General features: G+C 68.2%; 14 protein-coding genes. 9 read left to right on the top strand and 5 right to left on the bottom strand.

Annotated elements, in window-relative coordinates:
- Nucleotides 1-101: 101 nt before the first annotated feature.
- Nucleotides 102-1,151 (bottom strand): LacI family DNA-binding transcriptional regulator, encoded by a 1,050-nt coding sequence (locus tag IFU11_RS12015; RefSeq protein ID WP_137243884.1) that lies wholly within the window; start codon nucleotides 1,149-1,151, stop codon nucleotides 102-104.
- A gap of 298 nt (nucleotides 1,152-1,449) precedes the next feature.
- On the opposite strand from IFU11_RS12015, the gene IFU11_RS12020 reads away from it, so the two are divergent.
- The 3 genes from IFU11_RS12020 to IFU11_RS12030 all read left to right on the top strand — a co-directional run bounded on the left by IFU11_RS12020 (nucleotide 1,450) and on the right by IFU11_RS12030 (nucleotide 4,995).
- A complete protein-coding gene (locus IFU11_RS12020; protein ID WP_137243883.1) occupies nucleotides 1,450-2,763 on the top strand; it encodes an ABC transporter substrate-binding protein in 1,314 nt (437 codons plus the stop codon).
- 127 nt (nucleotides 2,764-2,890) lie between these two features.
- Nucleotides 2,891-4,024: a carbohydrate ABC transporter permease gene (locus IFU11_RS12025; protein ID WP_137243882.1), complete on the top strand. Its 1,134-nt coding sequence runs from the start codon at nucleotides 2,891-2,893 to the stop codon at nucleotides 4,022-4,024.
- Nucleotides 4,021-4,995 (top strand): carbohydrate ABC transporter permease, encoded by a 975-nt coding sequence (locus tag IFU11_RS12030; protein ID WP_079706730.1) that lies wholly within the window; start codon nucleotides 4,021-4,023, stop codon nucleotides 4,993-4,995. The genes IFU11_RS12025 and IFU11_RS12030 overlap by 4 nt, the downstream gene beginning before the upstream one ends.
- A gap of 340 nt (nucleotides 4,996-5,335) precedes the next feature.
- Here IFU11_RS12030 and IFU11_RS12035 read toward each other — a convergent pair whose 3' ends face one another.
- A complete protein-coding gene (locus IFU11_RS12035; RefSeq protein ID WP_192019068.1) occupies nucleotides 5,336-6,232 on the bottom strand; it encodes a DUF559 domain-containing protein in 897 nt (298 codons plus the stop codon).
- A 250-nt stretch (nucleotides 6,233-6,482) separates the two neighbouring features.
- Here IFU11_RS12035 and IFU11_RS12040 point away from each other — a divergent pair, with 250 nt between their 5' ends.
- From IFU11_RS12040 to IFU11_RS12065, 6 genes are all read left to right on the top strand, one after another.
- The gene (locus IFU11_RS12040; protein WP_192019089.1) at nucleotides 6,483-8,372 is read left to right on the top strand and encodes an ABC transporter ATP-binding protein; all 1,890 of its coding nucleotides are present in this window, start codon (nucleotides 6,483-6,485) and stop codon (nucleotides 8,370-8,372) included.
- Nucleotides 8,373-8,482: 110 nt separating this feature from the next.
- Nucleotides 8,483-10,720 carry an adenylate/guanylate cyclase domain-containing protein gene (locus IFU11_RS12045; protein ID WP_199862272.1) on the top strand — a complete coding sequence of 746 codons (2,238 nt, stop codon included), beginning with the start codon at nucleotides 8,483-8,485 and terminating at the stop codon, nucleotides 10,718-10,720.
- On the top strand, nucleotides 10,717-12,138 hold the full coding sequence (locus tag IFU11_RS12050) for a mechanosensitive ion channel domain-containing protein (RefSeq protein ID WP_192019069.1): 1,422 nt from the start codon (nucleotides 10,717-10,719) through the stop codon (nucleotides 12,136-12,138). The genes IFU11_RS12045 and IFU11_RS12050 overlap by 4 nt, the downstream gene beginning before the upstream one ends.
- 86 nt (nucleotides 12,139-12,224) lie before the next feature.
- A complete protein-coding gene (locus IFU11_RS12055; protein ID WP_192019070.1) occupies nucleotides 12,225-12,839 on the top strand; it encodes a GntR family transcriptional regulator in 615 nt (204 codons plus the stop codon).
- Nucleotides 12,840-12,961: 122 nt separating this feature from the next.
- Nucleotides 12,962-13,753: an aquaporin gene (locus IFU11_RS12060; RefSeq protein WP_192019071.1), complete on the top strand. Its 792-nt coding sequence runs from the start codon at nucleotides 12,962-12,964 to the stop codon at nucleotides 13,751-13,753.
- Nucleotides 13,754-13,916: 163 nt separating this feature from the next.
- Nucleotides 13,917-14,420, top strand: coding sequence for a hypothetical protein (locus IFU11_RS12065; protein WP_124767331.1), 504 nt, complete (start codon nucleotides 13,917-13,919; stop codon nucleotides 14,418-14,420).
- A gap of 93 nt (nucleotides 14,421-14,513) precedes the next feature.
- Here IFU11_RS12065 and IFU11_RS12070 read toward each other — a convergent pair whose 3' ends face one another.
- From IFU11_RS12070 to IFU11_RS20790, 3 genes are all read right to left on the bottom strand, one after another.
- Nucleotides 14,514-14,723: an antitoxin gene (locus tag IFU11_RS12070; protein ID WP_079706736.1), complete on the bottom strand. Its 210-nt coding sequence runs from the start codon at nucleotides 14,721-14,723 to the stop codon at nucleotides 14,514-14,516.
- A gap of 118 nt (nucleotides 14,724-14,841) precedes the next feature.
- The gene (locus IFU11_RS12075; RefSeq protein WP_244631773.1) at nucleotides 14,842-15,630 is read right to left on the bottom strand and encodes a DUF305 domain-containing protein; all 789 of its coding nucleotides are present in this window, start codon (nucleotides 15,628-15,630) and stop codon (nucleotides 14,842-14,844) included.
- 4 nt (nucleotides 15,631-15,634) lie between these two features.
- Entirely contained in the window at nucleotides 15,635-16,339 is a 705-nt protein-coding gene (locus tag IFU11_RS20790; protein WP_086474941.1) for a DUF3105 domain-containing protein, read from the bottom strand.
- Nucleotides 16,340-16,492 lie beyond the last annotated feature (153 nt).

The raw sequence follows: 16,492 nt of genomic DNA on the forward strand, positions 1-16,492 counted from the left end.
ACCGCGCCCCACTGACGCGAGCGCTCCCCTCCGGGGCCCGCGCTCACGTCAGTGGGGCGCGTTCGTGTCAGGGCATCGCGCTGGGGAGCGCAGCCGGGTGTCTACTCGGCGGACTCGCGGCGCGTCGTGGTCTGTCGGATCACCAGACGGGTCGGCCAGCGCACCTCGGAGACGGTGCTGCCCGGCTCCCCGGAGTCCGGGGCCTGCGTGCGTTGCTCGTCCTCCAGGTCTTGGAGGAGGATCTCGACGGCATGCCGCCCCTGCGCGCGGGGCTCCTGCTCGAAGGTGGTGAGCGCGAACATCTCCGCGTAGGAGTGCCCGTCGATCCCGATGACCGACAGCTCCGCGGGAACGGTGATCCCGAGGCGTCGTGCGGCGATGATGATGCCGATCGCCACCTCGTCCGTCGAGGCGAACACCGCCGTCGGGCGGATCCTCGCGTCCCGCAGCAACTGAGCCGCGGCCTCGTACCCGCCCGGCAGCGAGTGGACGGCGGGCAGGACGTGCACGGCCGAGGTGAGACCGGCATCCTCCATCGCCGCCAGGTAGCCGGCCAGGCGCCTGCCGTGCACGGTGTCCGTCTGGAGCTCGGCGTCGTGACCGGTGATGTGGGCGATGCGCGTGTGCCCGAGTGTCATGAGGTGTTCCGTCGCCTCGCGCCCGAGTGCCTGGTCGTCGATGTTGATGGAGTGGGCCCCGCGGATGTTGCCGCCGATCGACACCAGTGGACGGGGGTTGGCGAGCAGGCGCGCGATCTCGTCCTGCGAGGCCTCGATCCCGATCGAGATCATGCCGTCGAAGCGCTTGTTCGTGAGGTAGGCGTCGAAGATCCGATCGCGTTCCGGGGAGTCGGGCGGCAGATGGTGGAGTGTCAGGTCGTATCCCCGCGCACGGAGGGCTCCCTCGGCGCCTTCCAGGACCTCGCCGAAGTACCAGCGGTTGAGAAATGAGGTGAGGACGCCGATGGCCAGCGTGCGTCCGGTGGACAGGCTCGCGGCGATGGGCGAGGCGACATACCCGATCGTGGCCGCGGCCTGCACGACCCGTTCCCGGGTCTCGGCCGACACGTATCCGCGCCCGGTGAGCGCTCGCGAGGCCGTCGCTTTCGAGACGCCGGCGAGGGCCGCGACATCACTGATGGCACCACTCATGCCGACTCCCTCCGTTGGGTAGCACCACCATAGCGAATCTGGAACAGACCTGGAACTGCCGACTGGAACTGATCCATAACATCTGGAACACGAATGGTCCGCCCAGCCGCGTGATTTTGGTGGGAGCGCTCTCACTGTCTATTTCGTTATGTTCTCGTGCTTGCATCCTGTCGCCGGGTGAAGTACTTTGACGCATGGAAACGGTTCCGCATCCGGACCGATTCCGCACCAGTGCATCATCGGAACGGCTCGACCCTGGAGACGTTCGAACCTGCAGCACTCAATGAGGAGGACACAGATGAGTTTCATTCGGACCCGCCGGACGGCCCTGCCGCTGGCCGTCCTGGCCGTCGCGGGCGTCGCGCTCACCGCTTGTTCAGGCGGATCGGGCAGCAGCGGCGGTGGCGACGACGACAAGACCGTCACCATCTACGGGACGATCGCCGACACCGAGGCGAAGCTGCTCGAGGAGAGCTGGGCCGACTTCGAGAAGGACAGCGGCATCACGATCAAGTACGAGTCCTCCAAGGAGTTCGAGTCGCAGATCGGTATCCGCGCCCAGGGTGGTAACCCGCCCGACCTCGCGATCTTCCCGCAGCCCGGCCTCCTGGCCGACCTCGCCAAGCGCGACTACCTGAAGCCCGCGCCCGACAGCGTCAAGGCGAACATCGAGAAGTACTGGTCGACGGACTGGGCCGCCTACGGCACCGTCAACGACACCGTCTACGGCGCGCCGCTCATGGCAAGCGTCAAGGGCCTCGTCTGGTACCAGCCGGCCAAGTTCAAGGAGTGGGGCGTCGAGGTCCCGAAGACCTGGGACGAGCTGCTCACGCTGACCAAGACCATCCAGGAGAAGACGGGTTCCGCACCCTGGTGCGCCGGCTTCGGCTCCGGCGACGCCTCGGGCTGGCCCGGCACCGACTGGATCGAAGACCTCGTCCTGCGCCAGCAGGGTCCGGACGTCTACGACGACTGGGTGGCCAACAAGGTCAAGTTCACCGACCCGAAGATCAAGGAAGCGTTCGACTCGGTCGGCGAGATCCTCAAGAACCCGGAGTACGTGAACGCGAGCTTCGGCGACGTGTCCTCGATCAACTCGACCGAGTTCGGTGACGTCGCTCCGGCGCTCGCCTCCGGCGCCTGCGCACTGCACCACCAGGCATCGTTCTTCTCCGGCTTCCTCGAGGACGCCGGCGCGACCGTGGCTCCCGACGGTGACGTATGGGCCTTCGTGACCCCCGGCATCAAGGAGGGCGAGACCGCTGTCACCGGTGGTGGCGAGATCGTCGGCGCGTTCAGCGACGACGAGAGCACCGTCAAGGTCCAGGAGTACCTCTCGAGCCCTGAGTGGGCGAACAAGCGGGTCAAGCTCGGCGGTGTCATCTCCGCCAACAACGGCCTCGACCCGGCGAACGCCTCGACCCCGATCCTCAGCCAGGCGATCGAGATCCTGCAGGACGAGAAGACCACGTTCCGCTTCGACGCCTCCGACCTGATGCCCGGTGCCGTCGGCGCCGGAACCTTCTGGAAGGGCCTCGTGAACTGGATCAACGGCGACGAGACCGACCAGGTCCTCAAGGACATCGAAGCCGGCTGGCCCTCCAGCGAGTAATCGATATCCGGAACTGCTGCTCATGAGCGGAAGCGCCGGAGGGTGATCACCCTCCGGCGCTTCCGCCTCGGCAGTGGAACCCCCTAGGGTTCACTCAGGGTCCAACGCCGTACTCGAAAGGCCAGCTATGTCAGGTTTCCTCAACTGGTTGGGCGGACTGCCACCGCTCGCCCAGATCCCGATCGTCGTCATCGCCTTCGGCGCGGTGGTGGCCCTCCTCCTCTTCTTCGTGGACATCGCGCCACGCAAGGGCACCCTTTACACGGTCATCCGTCTGGCGTTCTGCGTCCTGGTGCCCGTCGTCGTCGTCCTCTTCTTCGGCTCGTTCCTGTGGGCCGCGGCTGTCGCAGCCGTCCTGGGTGGCGTGCTCTTCCTCCTCGACTACCGCTCCAAGAAGGGCGTCGGGTACCTCGTCCAGCTCGTCGGCTTCCTCGCACCGGCGTTCCTGCTGCTGCTGATCGGCCTGATCCTGCCGTCGATCAACACGACGATCGCCGCATTCATGTCGGCGTCCGGCAAGAACTTCGTCGGGCTGAACAACTTCATCTGGCTGTTCACGCAGCCGAGCGCGATCCGCACCGTGATCAACACGATCATCTGGGTGCTCCTCGTCCCGGCGCTGTCGACGGCCTTCGGCCTTGCCTATGCGGTGTTCATCGACAAGTCCCGCGGTGAGAAGTACTTCAAGATCCTCGTCTTCATGCCGATGGCGATCTCCTTCGTCGGCGCATCCATCATCTGGCGCTTCATCTACGCCTACCGTGAGGCCGGCGCGACCCAGATCGGTCTGCTCAACCAGATCGTCGTGTGGTTCGGCGGCACCCCGGTGCAGTGGTTGCAGAACGAGCCGTGGAACACGCTGTTCCTCATCGTCGTGCTCATCTGGGTGCAGACCGGGTTCGCGATGGTCGTCCTGTCCGCCGCGATCAAGGGTGTCCCCACCGAGCAGATCGAGGCCGCCGAGCTCGACGGCACGAACGGCTGGCAGCGCTTCACCAACGTCATCGTCCCCGGCATCCGCTCCTCGCTGGTCGTCGTCGTCACGACGATCTCCATCGCGTCGCTGAAGGTCTTCGACATCGTCCGCACCATGACCGCCGGCAACAACGGCACCTCGGTCATCGCGAACGAGATGTACACCCAGTTCAAGAACTTCGAGAACGGCCGGAGTGCGGCGTTCGCCGTGATCCTGTTCATCCTCGTGCTGCCGATCGTCATCTACAACGCACGGCAGATCAAGAAGCAGAGGGAGATCCGATGAGTGCTGTGCAGCCGATCGAACTACCGATCGACGAGTCCACCAAGGACCAGCTCGCGAAGGGTGAGCGCGGCATCGAGGCTGCGAGCCGACGGACGAAGAAGCGGCTCACGAGCCGTGGCGCGACCATCGCGGCCGTCGTCATCGCCGTGCTGTGGACGATCCCGACCTTCGGTCTCTTCGTCTCCTCGTTCCGGCCTGAGCAGCAGGTGAAGACCACCGGTTGGTGGACGATCTTCTCCGACTTCCAGGTCACCATCGACAATTACGTACAGGTGCTGCAGGCCGGCAACTCGACACTGAACCTGGCGGGTTCGTGGGTCAACTCGATCGCCATCGCGGTCCCGGCGACCCTGATCCCGCTGGTGGTGGCGAGCCTCGCGGCGTACGCGTTCGCGTGGATCGACTTCCGCGGCAAGAACTTCCTGTTCATCCTCGTGTTCGCGCTGCAGGTGGTGCCGATCCAGATGGCGCTCGTCCCGCTGCTGTCGACCTTCTCCCGTGGCCTGAACATCTTCGGTCTGCAGGTCGGCGAGGGACTGGACGCGAGCGGTACCTTCGCCCAGGTGTGGATCGCCCACACCATGTTCGCGCTGCCGCTGGCGATCTTCCTGCTGCACAACTTCGTCGCGGAGATCCCCGGTGAGGTCATCGAGGCGGCACGCGTGGACGGCGCGGGTCACGGTCAGATCTTCTTCCGGATCGTGCTGCCGCTGACGATGCCCGCCATCGCGTCGTTCGCGATCTTCCAGTTCCTGTGGGTGTGGAACGACCTGCTGGTCGCGCTCATCTTCGCGGACGGCGAGGTCGCACCGATCACGAAGCTGCTGGCGGAGATCACCGGTACGCGTGGCAACGAGTGGCACCTGCTCACGGCTGGCGCGTTCATCTCGATCCTCGTCCCGCTCGTCGTGTTCTTCGCACTGCAGCGGTACTTCGTCCGCGGGCTCCTGGCCGGTTCGACGAAGGGCTGACCTGACACGCGGTTCGATCCTCCGATCGACAGCGTCGTCGGTGCGCGAACGCCCCGGGAGCTCACGCCCCCGGGGCGTCCGTGCGTCTGCGGGTCGTTCGTTCTCTTCGTCCCGATGGTCCTTTCTCAGGAGAGTTGCGGTGCGTCGTGTCGGCGTGCGCCCGGCGCGCCGGGGGAGTCCTGAGAACGGGACGAAGCTGAATTCTGGCCGACGAGTGACCGGGATGGTCCTTTCTCAGGAGAGTTGCGGTGCGTCGTGTCTGAGCACGCCCGGCGCGCCGGGGGAGTCCTGAGAAAGGGACGGAGTGCAGGCTGGCAGGTGCGAGGGTGATCGGATCCGCTCAGCGGCGCCTTGGACGGCCCTGCGCGAGCGCTGCGTGGACCGCTCCGATGACTGCGTACCAGTCGTCCATCACCATGCGATACGTGAAGCGGAGAGAGCGATAGCCGAGGATCGCCAACTGAGCGTCGCGCCAGCGATCCTGTTCATGGGCGTCCGGGGTGTCGTGGAACGCACGTCCATCCCACTCCACCACTAACCAATCGTCGATCAGCTCGTCGACGCGTCCGACGCCCGGGATCTCGACCTGATGTCGACCGACGATCCCAGCGCGTTCGAGCCGGATGCGACCGATGCTCTCGAGGAAACTCTCGCATCCGGCCTCGAGACGGGGAAGCCTGCGCCTGCGGGCACAAGGCAGCTTGTCGAGCCATGCCCGGAGATCGCGACGGCGGTGGGGTTCTCGGTGCAGGACGGAGTCCAAGATCGCGCCGGCGACGTCAGGGTTCTGGCAGGTGACGATCTGACGAACGGCCGACTCACGGCTCACCACGAGGAGCGGCGCGATCGAATCGCCCCGAGGGACCACCGGTTGATCGTCGTCCCAGTGCAGGACCGCGTCGTCCCGGTCCTGCGCGGGCGGATGGCACCGGCGGTCGCCCGCATCGCGGAGGCGCCCCGCGTTCGACGGGACAGCGACGTGTACGCGCTGGTCTTCCGGTGTGGCCCAGCCGAACCAAGCGGCCGCCGAGATGCACGCGAGTCTCCCGCCGACCCGAACGGCTTGGACGATCTCCGGGGGTGCACCGGGGTCCGCGTACCAGCCTCGTTTCACCCTGATCAGCTCGGCCATCTCGACCGCGAGTCGGAGCGACCGCTTGGAATGGCCGCGAGCCCGAAGCTGATGGACCGTGGCGATACCGTACGCCGGGCGGTAGGCGTAGGTTCCTCCTGTCATCGGTCGATCGTCCACCCGGTGTCGCCGGACCGCCGAGCCACGCTGCTCATCTGGGGATGATCCGCCCCGTCGTGGATCTGGGGAGCGGACTCGCGGCGGTGGCCCTATCTCAGGACAGTTGCGGCGGGTCGGAGAGCGGGCGAGGCGACGCGCCGGCGGACTCCTGAGAAAGGACACGGAGCGGGAAGCATACGGGGACGGGGAGAGGGGCGGGAGGGACGGTGGGCGGGGATAGGGTGGCGGGATGAGCATGCACGGCGGACGGGGCGGGCCACGCGGCGGTGCACCCGGGGGCGGCGGGCCCCGCGCAGGCAGCCGCGTCAGCGGTGGCGACATGGCGGCGCAGAAGGCGCTCAACGCCGAGGCGCCCAGGATCCCGAACCTCGGCAAGCGCATCGTCGCGCTGTTCGTGCCCTTCCGCGCCAAGATCATCCTCACGATGGTGCTCGTCGTCATCGGTGCCGCCCTCGCGGTGCTCCCTCCGCTGCTGGTCAAGCAGGCGTTCGACGTCGGTCTGTTCCCGACCGACGGTGGCAGTCCGAACCTCGTCGCCCTCGCGGAGATCGTGGGCGTGATGGTGGCGCTGTTCATCATCGCCGCCCTGCTCGGCGTCTGGCAGACCTACCTCACGGCGACCGTCGGCAACAGCGTCATGGGTGCCCTGCGCATCAAGCTGTTCTCGCAACTGCAGGCGATGGAGCTGAGCTTCTTCACCCGCACGAAGACGGGCATCATCCAGTCGCGCCTCCAGAACGACGTCGGCGGCGTCGCGAACGTCCTCACCAACACCGTGTCGAGCGTGCTCGGCAACACCGTGACGGTCATCTCCGCGCTCGTCGCGATGCTCATCCTCAACTGGCAGCTGACGATCGTCGCCCTCATCCTCATGCCGATCCTCGTGATCGCGCAGCGCCGCGTCGGTCAGGTCCGGGCACGGATCGCGACGAAGACGCAGGAGTCGCTGTCGGAGATGACCGCGATCACCCAGGAGGCCCTGAGCGTCTCCGGCGTGCTCCTCGCGAAGAGCTTCAACCGCCAGGACACCGAGGTCGAGCGCTACAGCGCCGAGAACCGCACCCAGATCCGCCTCCAGGTCAGCCAGGCGATGAGCGGTCAGTGGTTCTTCGCGATGGTGAACATCTTCCTGTCGTCCATCCCCGCGATCGTGTACCTCGTGGCCGGCTGGCTCATCACCGGCGGTGCGGTGGACGTCACCGCCGGCTCCATCGTGGCCTTCACCACCATCCAGGCCCGCCTGTTGTTCCCGCTCATGGGCGTCATGCGCGTCGCCCTCGACCTGCAGACCTCCGGCGCCCTCTTCGCGCGGATCTTCGAGTACCTCGACCTCAAGCCCGCGATCGCCGACCGCCCCGGCGCCGCACCGCTCCCGAGCGTCGCACCGCAGATCCGCTTCGACGACGTCACCTTCCGCTACGCCGACGCCCAGGACGACTCGACCCCCACCCTCGACGGCGTCTCCTTCTCGATCGAACCCGGACAGTTCGCCGCATTCGTCGGACCGTCGGGAGCCGGCAAGACGACCATCTCCTACCTCATCCCGCGCTTCCAGGAGGTGTCGGGCGGCCGGGTCATGGTGGCGGGTGCCGACGTCCGCGACGTCACCCAGGAGTCCCTCGTCTCCCGCATCGGCATCGTCAGCCAGGAGACGTACCTCTTCCACGCGACGATCGCGGAGAACCTCCGCTACGCCAAACCCGACGCGACCCTCGACGAGCTCGAGACCGCCTGTCGTGCGGCGAACATCCACGAGACGATCGCTCGCTTCGAGGACGGCTACGACACGCTCGTCGGAGAACGCGGCTACCGCTTGTCCGGCGGCGAGAAGCAGCGCATCGCCATCGCGCGCGTGCTGCTGAAGGACCCGGAGGTGCTCATCCTCGACGAGGCGACGAGCGCCCTCGACACGATCTCCGAACGGGTCGTGCAAGTGGCGCTCGACGACGCGACCCGCGGACGCACCACGGTGTCGATCGCGCACCGGCTGTCGACCATCGTGCACGCCGACGTCATCTTCGTGCTCGATCGCGGGCGCATCGTGGAGCGCGGCACCCACCAGGAACTGCTCGCCGCCGGCGGCGTGTACGCGACCCTCTACGCCCAGCAGGCCGTCACCGTCTGAGCGGTCCAGCCCATTGTGCACGCGTGGCACGAGTGGCTAGAGTGAGCGCCATCGTGACCCCCGAAGGAGGGGGTGCCCGCGCACCGCCGGATCGAGTAGGGGACTCGTCGATGACCGCAGCTGTGGACGCACCATCCGGATCATCGCCAGACGGCCCCGCGCCGACAGCCCAGTCAGGCCCGCCCATCCCACCGGCGCCCTCCTCGGCCGCCAGATCCCGCAGGCTCGGCCGCGGACGGTTCGGCCGCCCCGGCTTCAGCATCCAGTCGAAGCTGCTCGTCATGCTGCTGCTCGTCAGCGTGGGCGCGTCGATCGTCACGGGGATCGTCGGCTACCTGTCCGGCAGCGACTCGTTGCGCCAGGCCTCGTTCGAGCGGCTGACCGAGGTCCGGGAGTCGCGCGCCCGCGAGATCACCAACTACTACGACCAGACGCGCGACTCGCTCGTCGTCTACACCCGCGGCACCACGGTGGTCGACGCGATGAACGGCTTCCACGACGCCTTCCACGAGTTGGAGGAGCAGCCGGTGGACCCGGCGCGCGCGTCGGCGGTGACGTCGTTCTACGAGGACACCTTCGCGCCGGAGCTCGCTGAACGCACCGGCGACGAGGCCGACCCGTCGGCGTTCATCCCGACGAACCCGGCCGAGACCTACCTGCAGTCGGTGTACACGCCGGACGACCTCGACTACGACACCGCCATCACCGTCGACGATGCCGGCGACGGGAGCGCCTGGTCGTCCGTACACGCGCAGTACCACGATTACTTCCGCGAGATCATCGACCGCTTCGGGTACGAGGACGCCCTGCTCATCGACGACGAGGGCGACGTCGTCTACAGCGCCTACAAGGGCCCGGACCTCGGCACGAACGTCCTCACCGGCCCCTACAAGGGCGGGGTGCTCGAAGACGGCTTCACCGCGGCGCTCCGGTCGAACGCGATCGACTACGTGGGCATCACCGACTTCGAGCGCTACCAGCCGTCGCTCAACGTCCCGACCCAGTGGATCTTCTCACCGGTCGGCGAGAACGGTCGCATCGACGGGGTGATGGCGCTGCAGGTCCCGATCGGGGCGATCAACGACATCATGACGGGCTCCGGCCAGTGGGAGCAGGACGGCCTGGGGGAGACCGGAGAGACGTACCTCGCCGGTCCCGATCAGCTCATGCGATCGACCTCCCGCCTGTTGATCGAGGATCCGAAGGCGTATGAGCGGGCCGCGGTCGCAGCAGGTACACCGCCGGAGACCGCCGCGCGCGCCGTGGCCGTCGCGGGGACGATCCAGATCCAGCCGACCCGTACCGTCTCGGTGGAGCGGGCGCTCGCGGGCGAGACCGGCACGGCCATCGGGCGGGGCTACCTCGGTCAGGAGAACCTCACGGCGTACACGCCGCTCGACATCGACGGGCTCCAGTGGGTGCTCGTCGCGCGGGTCGACGCCGCTGAGGCCTTCGCGCCGGTGACCGACTTCACCCGCAACCTCGTCATCTCGGTCCTCGCGATCGTCGTCGTGGTGTCGTTGCTCTCCCTGCTCCTGGCGCAGGTGTTCGCCCGGCCGGTGCGGGCGCTCGTCGGTGCGGTGCGGCGGGTGGCCGGTGGCGACTACAGCGTCGAGGTGCCGAACACCCGGCGCGACGAGTTCGGTGACCTCGGCACGGCCTTCAACGACATGAGCCGCAGCCTGAGACTCAAGCAGGAGCTCATCGAGGAGCAGCGAGCGGAGAACGAGAAGCTGCTGCTCACCCTCATGCCGGCGTCGGTCGCCAAGCGCTACAAGGACGGTGAGGAGACGATCTCCGAGGTCCACCAGGACGTGTCCGTCATCTTCGCCGACCTCGTCGGGTTCGACGACCTCACCCGTGGCCTCGATCCGGAGCGGGAGCTGTCGATGCTCAACGCGCTGGTCCGCAGCTTCGACGAGGCGGCCGAACGGCTCGGGATCGAGCAGGTGCGGACGCTGCGGGAGGGGTATCTCGCGAGCTGCGGGCTGATCGTCCCACGTGTCGACAACGTGCGTCGGACCCTCGACTTCGCGCTCGAGATGCGCACGATCGTCGAACGCTTCAATGCGCAGCACCAGGCGGACCTCACCCTGCGGGTCGGGGTGGACGCCGGTGTCGTGACGAGCGGCCTCGTCGGGCGGACGAGCCTCGCCTACGACATGTGGGGCGACGCGGTGAGCCTCGCCAACCAGGTGCAGTCGGTCTCCGGGACGGCCGGCATCTTCGTCAGTCAGCGGGTCCGCGACCGCATGCAGGACACCGTCGCCTTCGAGGCAGCCGGCACCGTGGAGACGCGTGGCGGTCCGCAGGCCGTCTGGCAGGTCGTCTCGGGGCCGAAGTCATGACGCAGGTGTGGCAGGAGGCGTGGTTCCCCTGGGCCGTGGCGCTGGCCGTCGGCGTCCCCGTGCTGCTCATCGTCCTGACCGAGGTGCTCGGCGCGCTCAACCGCCGGAAGCACGCGGCGGTGAAACCGATCCGGCTGCTGCGCAACTACGTGGTGCCGGTCGGCGCGGTGTTCGCGCTCCTCGTGTTCGCCACGGCGCGGGCGGACGACAGCACCTGGGTGCGGATCGTCGGCACCCTCCTCGGGTTCCTCGTGATCCTGCTCATCCTCTCCGCGTTCAACGTCGCCCTGTTCGCGAACGCCGAAGAGGGGTCGTGGCGCGACCGGATCCCGTCGATCTTCGTCGACCTCGCCCGGCTGGCCCTCATCCTCATCAGCCTCGCGATCCTCTTCTCCTGGGTGTGGGGAGCGGACATCGGCGGGCTCGTCACCGCGCTCGGCGTGACGTCCATCGTGATCGGCCTCGCCCTGCAGAACGCGGTCGGCGGGGTCATCTCCGGACTGCTGCTGCTGTTCGAGCAGCCGTTCCGGCTCGGTGACTGGCTCGACACCGGAAGCGTCCGCGGTCGCGTGGTCGAGGTCAACTGGCGGGCGGTCCACCTCGACACCGGCAACGGCATCCAGATCGTCCCGAACTCCTCGCTCGCCGGGGCGTCGTTCACGAACCTCAGTCAGCCGGTCGGTGCGTACACCGCGAGCGTCGAGGTGACCTTCTCGACCGACGACCCGCCGGACGACGTGCTCCGGCTGCTCCGCGAGGTCGGATCGGGCCTCCCGATGCTCGAGCGGGGGGACGTGGTGTCCGCCTCCTACCTCGGTGCCGCGCGGTTCTCCGTCACCTTGCCCGTGTCCGGGCCGTCCACCGCCGACGCCGCCGTCGCCCTGTTCCGCGCCTGGCTCTGGTACGCCTCGCGGCGCCGTGGTCTCGCGCTCGACGGCGACGGCACCGACCCGATCGCGACGCCGGAGCGCTTGCGGAGTGCCGTCGCCGCACTGGCACCGACCCTCCATGCGCGGGAGGAGGACTACGACGACCTCGCCCGGACGTGCACACTCGAGCGGTACGGGCCGGGGGAGACCATCCAGCAGGCGGGCACGATCCCCGGCGCGATGCGGTTCCTCGTCGAGGGCGGCGTCCATCTTGCGGTGCCGACGACGGACGGGCTCATCACCTTCCAACGACTCGGCGTCGGCGACTTCATCGGCCAGACGGCGCTGACGAGAGAGGTCGCCATGGCCGCCGCGATCGCCGACGGCACGACCCTGGTCCTGCGGATGCCGCTGTCCACCATCGACCAGCTCGTGCGCAGCAAGCCCCGTCTGGCCCAGGAGATCGGCGCCTCGATCGACAACAAGCACCGGCAGGCACAGGCGGCGCTCGCCGAGGCGGGGATCGTCCGCGGTACGATCGGCCGGTAGCCAGCAGCCGTCCCCAGCCGAGCGAGGAACCGATGCCGAACCCCGATGGGCCGTCCGGGTCGCGGCCGTCTTCCACGGGCGAATCCGTGACCGAGCGGATCCGCAACGCGATCTACGACGGGACGCTCGCCTCCGGTGAGCTGCTCATCGAGGAGGAGCTCCGGGAGTGGCTCGGCGCGCCGACGGACGCGATCGTCGGAGCACTCCGGGAACTCGAACGCGTCGGGCTGGTCGAGACGGCACCGCAGCGGCACACTCGGGTCGCGCAGCCACGGGCCGAGGACCGGACAGCCGTGCTGCAGACCCTCGGAGCGCTCGTCAGCGGCGTCGTCCGGGTCACCGTCCCGACCCTGACCGCGGGGCAACGGGCCGAGCTCCTGGCGTTCGTCGAGCACACGATGACCACGGTGACGGCGGAGGACGCGGATGCGCACGGCCGCTGCGTCTGGGGGCTCGTGGACCGGTTCCTGAAGCACTGCGAGAACCCGGTCCTCGTCTCCGCGACCAAGGACGTGATCGGCGCCCTGATCTACCGTGTCTCGGCCACGCGCTCCGCGGCGACGGTCGACTGGTCGGATCTGCGCGTCGGGTACCCGCACCTCCGCTCCGCGATCGCCTCGGGCGACGCCGTCGGCGCGGAGCTCGCGATCGAGCACGTCTTCCGGCTCCAGGTCCCGCTCCACGACCTGGAGGTGCACTGAGCGACGGCGACATGCTGACCTCGGGGCTGTCGCCGGTGGGACGCGGGGCAATAGTCTGCTGATGGCGCGGTGCTCGCCAGAGCTCCGCGTCCACGTCGTCACCTCGAGCGAGAAGAGCCCAGATGTCCTCCCCGGAAGTCCCACCCTCCGTCGAACCGACCACCGCGTCGCAACTCCTCGCAGAGCTGGCCGGCACCTTCCTGCTGGTCTTCGGTCTCGTCGGGACGGCGACCTACTCCGCGTTCTTCGGCGAGGAGACCTCCAACCCCCTGGGCGTCGGTTTCCTCGGGGTGGCGATCGCCCTCGGCCTCTCGGTGACCATCGCCGCCTACGCGTTCGGACCCATCTCGGGCGGGCACTTCAACCCGGCGGTGACGCTCGGGCTCGCCGCCGCCGGTCGGTTCCCCTGGCGTGCGACGTGGACGTTCATCCTCGCGCAGCTCGTCGGAGCGTTCCTCGGCGCACTCGCGGTGTTCGGCCTCGCGGCCGGCGGCCCGGCAGGATTCCTCGACAAGGCCGTCGCGAGCGGCTTCGTCTCGAACGGCTTCGGCGAGCTCTCGCCCGGCGGATTCGGACTCGTCTCGGCGATCGTGATCGAGGTCGTCATCACCGCACTCTTCCTCTACGTCATCCTCGGCGTCACGCACACGCGGGCCGCCGCGGGCTTCGCGCCGATCGCCATCGGCGGCACGCTCACGTTGTTCCTGTTGATCGCGATCCCGATCGACAACGGCTCGCTCAACCCGGCGCGCTCCATCGCGACCGCCATCTTCGGCGGGGCCGACTGGCTCGCGCAGGTCTGGGTGTTCATCGTGTTCCCGATCATCGGCGCGCTGATCGCCGGATTCAGCTATCGGATCCTCTTCGAGGGGACCCGCCCGGCGGGTTCCCGACCGGTCGCGAACCGCAGCTGAGTCGTCCGAGCGTCGCCCGCACCCCGTCCGCCCTGGTGGACGGGGTGCGTCGTTTCGGGCCGGCACCCCGCGAACGCGGGCAACCCGCATTGGGGGACGCGCTTTCCACGGGCACCGAGCATGCTTGAGGTTCGAGCGCCGGAACCTTGGAGGGGCGATGACGATGACCGAACGCGACGCCCCCACGACCGCGTGGGTGGGTCCGCTGCAGGACGGCGGCAGCATGCCCGATGCGCCGCTCCCTCCGGACGTCGCCTGGGAGCTCCTCCGGGAGGCGCTCGTCGAGGACTTCATCGACGACCTCCCCCGTCCGGTCCGGACGGCGGAACTCGCCGCGAAGCTCCATGTGAGCCGAGCGTCGCTCATGACGAACATCCGTCGCGGCAATGTCGTCGCGAACCGTCGCGCCGGCCGCTGGGAGATCGACACCGTCGCGAGCCGCACCTATCTGCGGTCGGCCATTCTCAGCCTGGGCGAACGTCGTCGCGCGCTGAGCGGTGTCGATGAAGACCGCTCCGCGACCGTGCAACTGACGCTCAGCGGACGCGCGTCAGAAGTCCTCTCGGACCTGATGCAGGACACGCACCTGTCCGCTCCCGAACTCGTGGCCATCGCGCTCGACCGGTTCCGGAGCAATCCCGTGGACGCCGGCGTCGACGGGCACTGATCGACCCGGAAGGGCGATCGAGCGCTGACCGGCGCAGACACGAACGGCCGGGCGCCCATCGGGACCCGGCCGTCTCGCGTTTCGAGCCGGGGACTACTCGTTGCCGACGGCCTTGTCCGCCGCGTCGCGGGCGCCGTCGATCTGCTCGTCGAACTTGCCGCCGGTGACCTTCTTGGCCGCGTCGGCCACGCTGCCGAGGAGCTTGTCGCTGATGTCCTCGGCCTGTTCGCTCTTCAGCGCGTCCTTGACCTTGTTGTCCTTCAGGAATTCCTGAGCCTTCTTGGTGATGTCGTCGAGTGCCATTCGTCGCTCCTGTTCATCGGGCCCGTTCGGGCGTCGGGATCATTCTTCGCTGTCAGCCGGTGTTCTGGCTAGCCCCTTGTCGGAGCCCGCCCGTCGCCCGGGCGGTCGACAGGAGGGGTCAGCCGGCGAGGTCGACCGGCCCGCCCCGGTCGTCGAGCATGCGGGTCATGAGCTCGATCTCCGCCTGCTGGCTCGCGATGACCGCGCGCGTGAAGGCCAGCGCGGTCGCGTTCGTGGTCCGCGGCTGCAAGGCCTCGGCCATCTCGACCGCGCCCTGGTGGTGGGCGATCATCAGCGTGAGGAACACCCGCTCCGCCTGGAGACCGGACGCCGCCGTCAGCTGGTCGATCTGGGCGGGTGTGGCGAGGCCCGGCATCGGGTCGCCCGGGGTGTGGGTGGAGCCCGGCGTCGCCGTGTCGCCGCCATGCGCATGGCCGCTCGCACCCGTGAGCGTGGGCAGCGTCATCCACGTCATGTCCGGCTGCCGTGAACCCTGCGGCAGGTTCCACTGGACGAGCCAGTCGTACAACTGGCCCGACTGCTGCGCCTGGGTGGTCGCGATGTCGTACGCGAGGGTGCGTACGTCCACCGCGTCCGTCCGGTCGCGGATGATCATGGCGAGTTCCACGCCCTGGTTGTGGTGCACCTGCATGTCGCGCGAGAAGCCCGCTTCGGCACTCGTCGTGGTGGGTGTCGGGTCGGCGAGCGTGCTGAGCCGACCGACCGAGAAACCGATCGCCGCGGCGACCATGATCGCGACGACGGCCATCGCGGCGATGACGACGCGGGTCCGGCTGGAGCCGTCGGGGGAGCCTTGCGCCTCCCAGGCGGCGAGTTCCTCGTCGGTCACGCCGCCGTCGGCCGGTTCACCGGTCGCCGGGGCGTCGGATGTGCTCGCCGGGGTCAACGGATCAGACCTTGCCGGGGCCGTCGATCGCGCCGGTGCAGGCCGCGCCGGGCTCCGGGACGTTGTTGCTCTTCCAGAACTCCTCGAAGAAGTCGGCGATGCGCGCGTCACTCGCGTTGTTGACCTGCAGCTGTGAGTTCCAGCCGCTCAGCACGATGGGCGAGGGGAGGTCGGACTTCGGCGACAGGACGACGTAGGTGGTGGGGAGCAGCTCCTTGAGCTTCGTGAGCTCCGCGTCGCTGAGGGACGGGTCGTAGGTGACCCAGATCGCGCCGTGCTCGAGGGAGTGGACCGCGTTCTCGTTGGTCTGCTCCTCGGTGTAGACACCGCAGTTCAGCCAGTACTGGTTGTGCGGGCCACCGGCCGGCGGGTTCTGCGGGTAGTCGACCGTGCCCTCGACGTGCTCCGAGGTGTTCTGGAACAGTTCCACGCCCGCGATGTCCTGGCCGGTGCCGGTGCCGCCGCCGGGGTAGCTGGCGTTCTTCGGCAGGGTGAGGACGACGCTCGTGATGAGGACCGCGATGACGGCCACGCCGCCCACGACACCGGCCCAGATCCCGATGCGGCGGTTGCGGTTCTTCCGCTTCTGCGCCTGCTTGAACGCCGCGACCTTGGCCTGACGCTGGGCTTCGCGCTCCTGCTTCACGCTCTGCTGCTTGACGGCGGGCGGGACGGGGGTGTTCTTGGGGCGATCTGCTGCAGGGGTCACGGGGGCCTCTCGAAAAAGTTGTATGCGTAACTATCGAACCAGATGTGCTTCCAGGGGCCGTTCCGGCGCCTGACGATGCGCAGTCGATTCTCAGGCTCATCCAAGCAGACGGCGGGTGAATCCAAGAGTTAGCCTCGTCTAACAAATGTAGCG

Origin of the sequence: Plantibacter sp. CFBP 8804 (assembly GCF_014841225.1) — a bacterium.
GTDB classification, from domain to species: Bacteria; Actinomycetota; Actinomycetes; order Actinomycetales; family Microbacteriaceae; genus Plantibacter; species Plantibacter auratus.

Coding starts and splice junctions, on each gene's coding strand:
- IFU11_RS12025 (WP_137243882.1), top strand. CDS start 2,891: ATGTCAGGTTTCCTCAACTGGTTGGGCGGACTGCCACCGCTCGCCCAG.
- IFU11_RS12060 (WP_192019071.1), top strand. CDS start 12,962: ATGTCCTCCCCGGAAGTCCCACCCTCCGTCGAACCGACCACCGCGTCG.
- IFU11_RS12040 (WP_192019089.1), top strand. CDS start 6,483: ATGCACGGCGGACGGGGCGGGCCACGCGGCGGTGCACCCGGGGGCGGC.
- IFU11_RS12045 (WP_199862272.1), top strand. CDS start 8,483: ATGACCGCAGCTGTGGACGCACCATCCGGATCATCGCCAGACGGCCCC.
- IFU11_RS12030 (WP_079706730.1), top strand. CDS start 4,021: ATGAGTGCTGTGCAGCCGATCGAACTACCGATCGACGAGTCCACCAAG.
- IFU11_RS12070 (WP_079706736.1), bottom strand. CDS start 14,723: ATGGCACTCGACGACATCACCAAGAAGGCTCAGGAATTCCTGAAGGAC.
- IFU11_RS12065 (WP_124767331.1), top strand. CDS start 13,917: ATGACCGAACGCGACGCCCCCACGACCGCGTGGGTGGGTCCGCTGCAG.
- IFU11_RS12020 (WP_137243883.1), top strand. CDS start 1,450: ATGAGTTTCATTCGGACCCGCCGGACGGCCCTGCCGCTGGCCGTCCTG.
- IFU11_RS12035 (WP_192019068.1), bottom strand. CDS start 6,232: ATGACAGGAGGAACCTACGCCTACCGCCCGGCGTACGGTATCGCCACG.
- IFU11_RS12050 (WP_192019069.1), top strand. CDS start 10,717: ATGACGCAGGTGTGGCAGGAGGCGTGGTTCCCCTGGGCCGTGGCGCTG.
- IFU11_RS12015 (WP_137243884.1), bottom strand. CDS start 1,151: ATGAGTGGTGCCATCAGTGATGTCGCGGCCCTCGCCGGCGTCTCGAAA.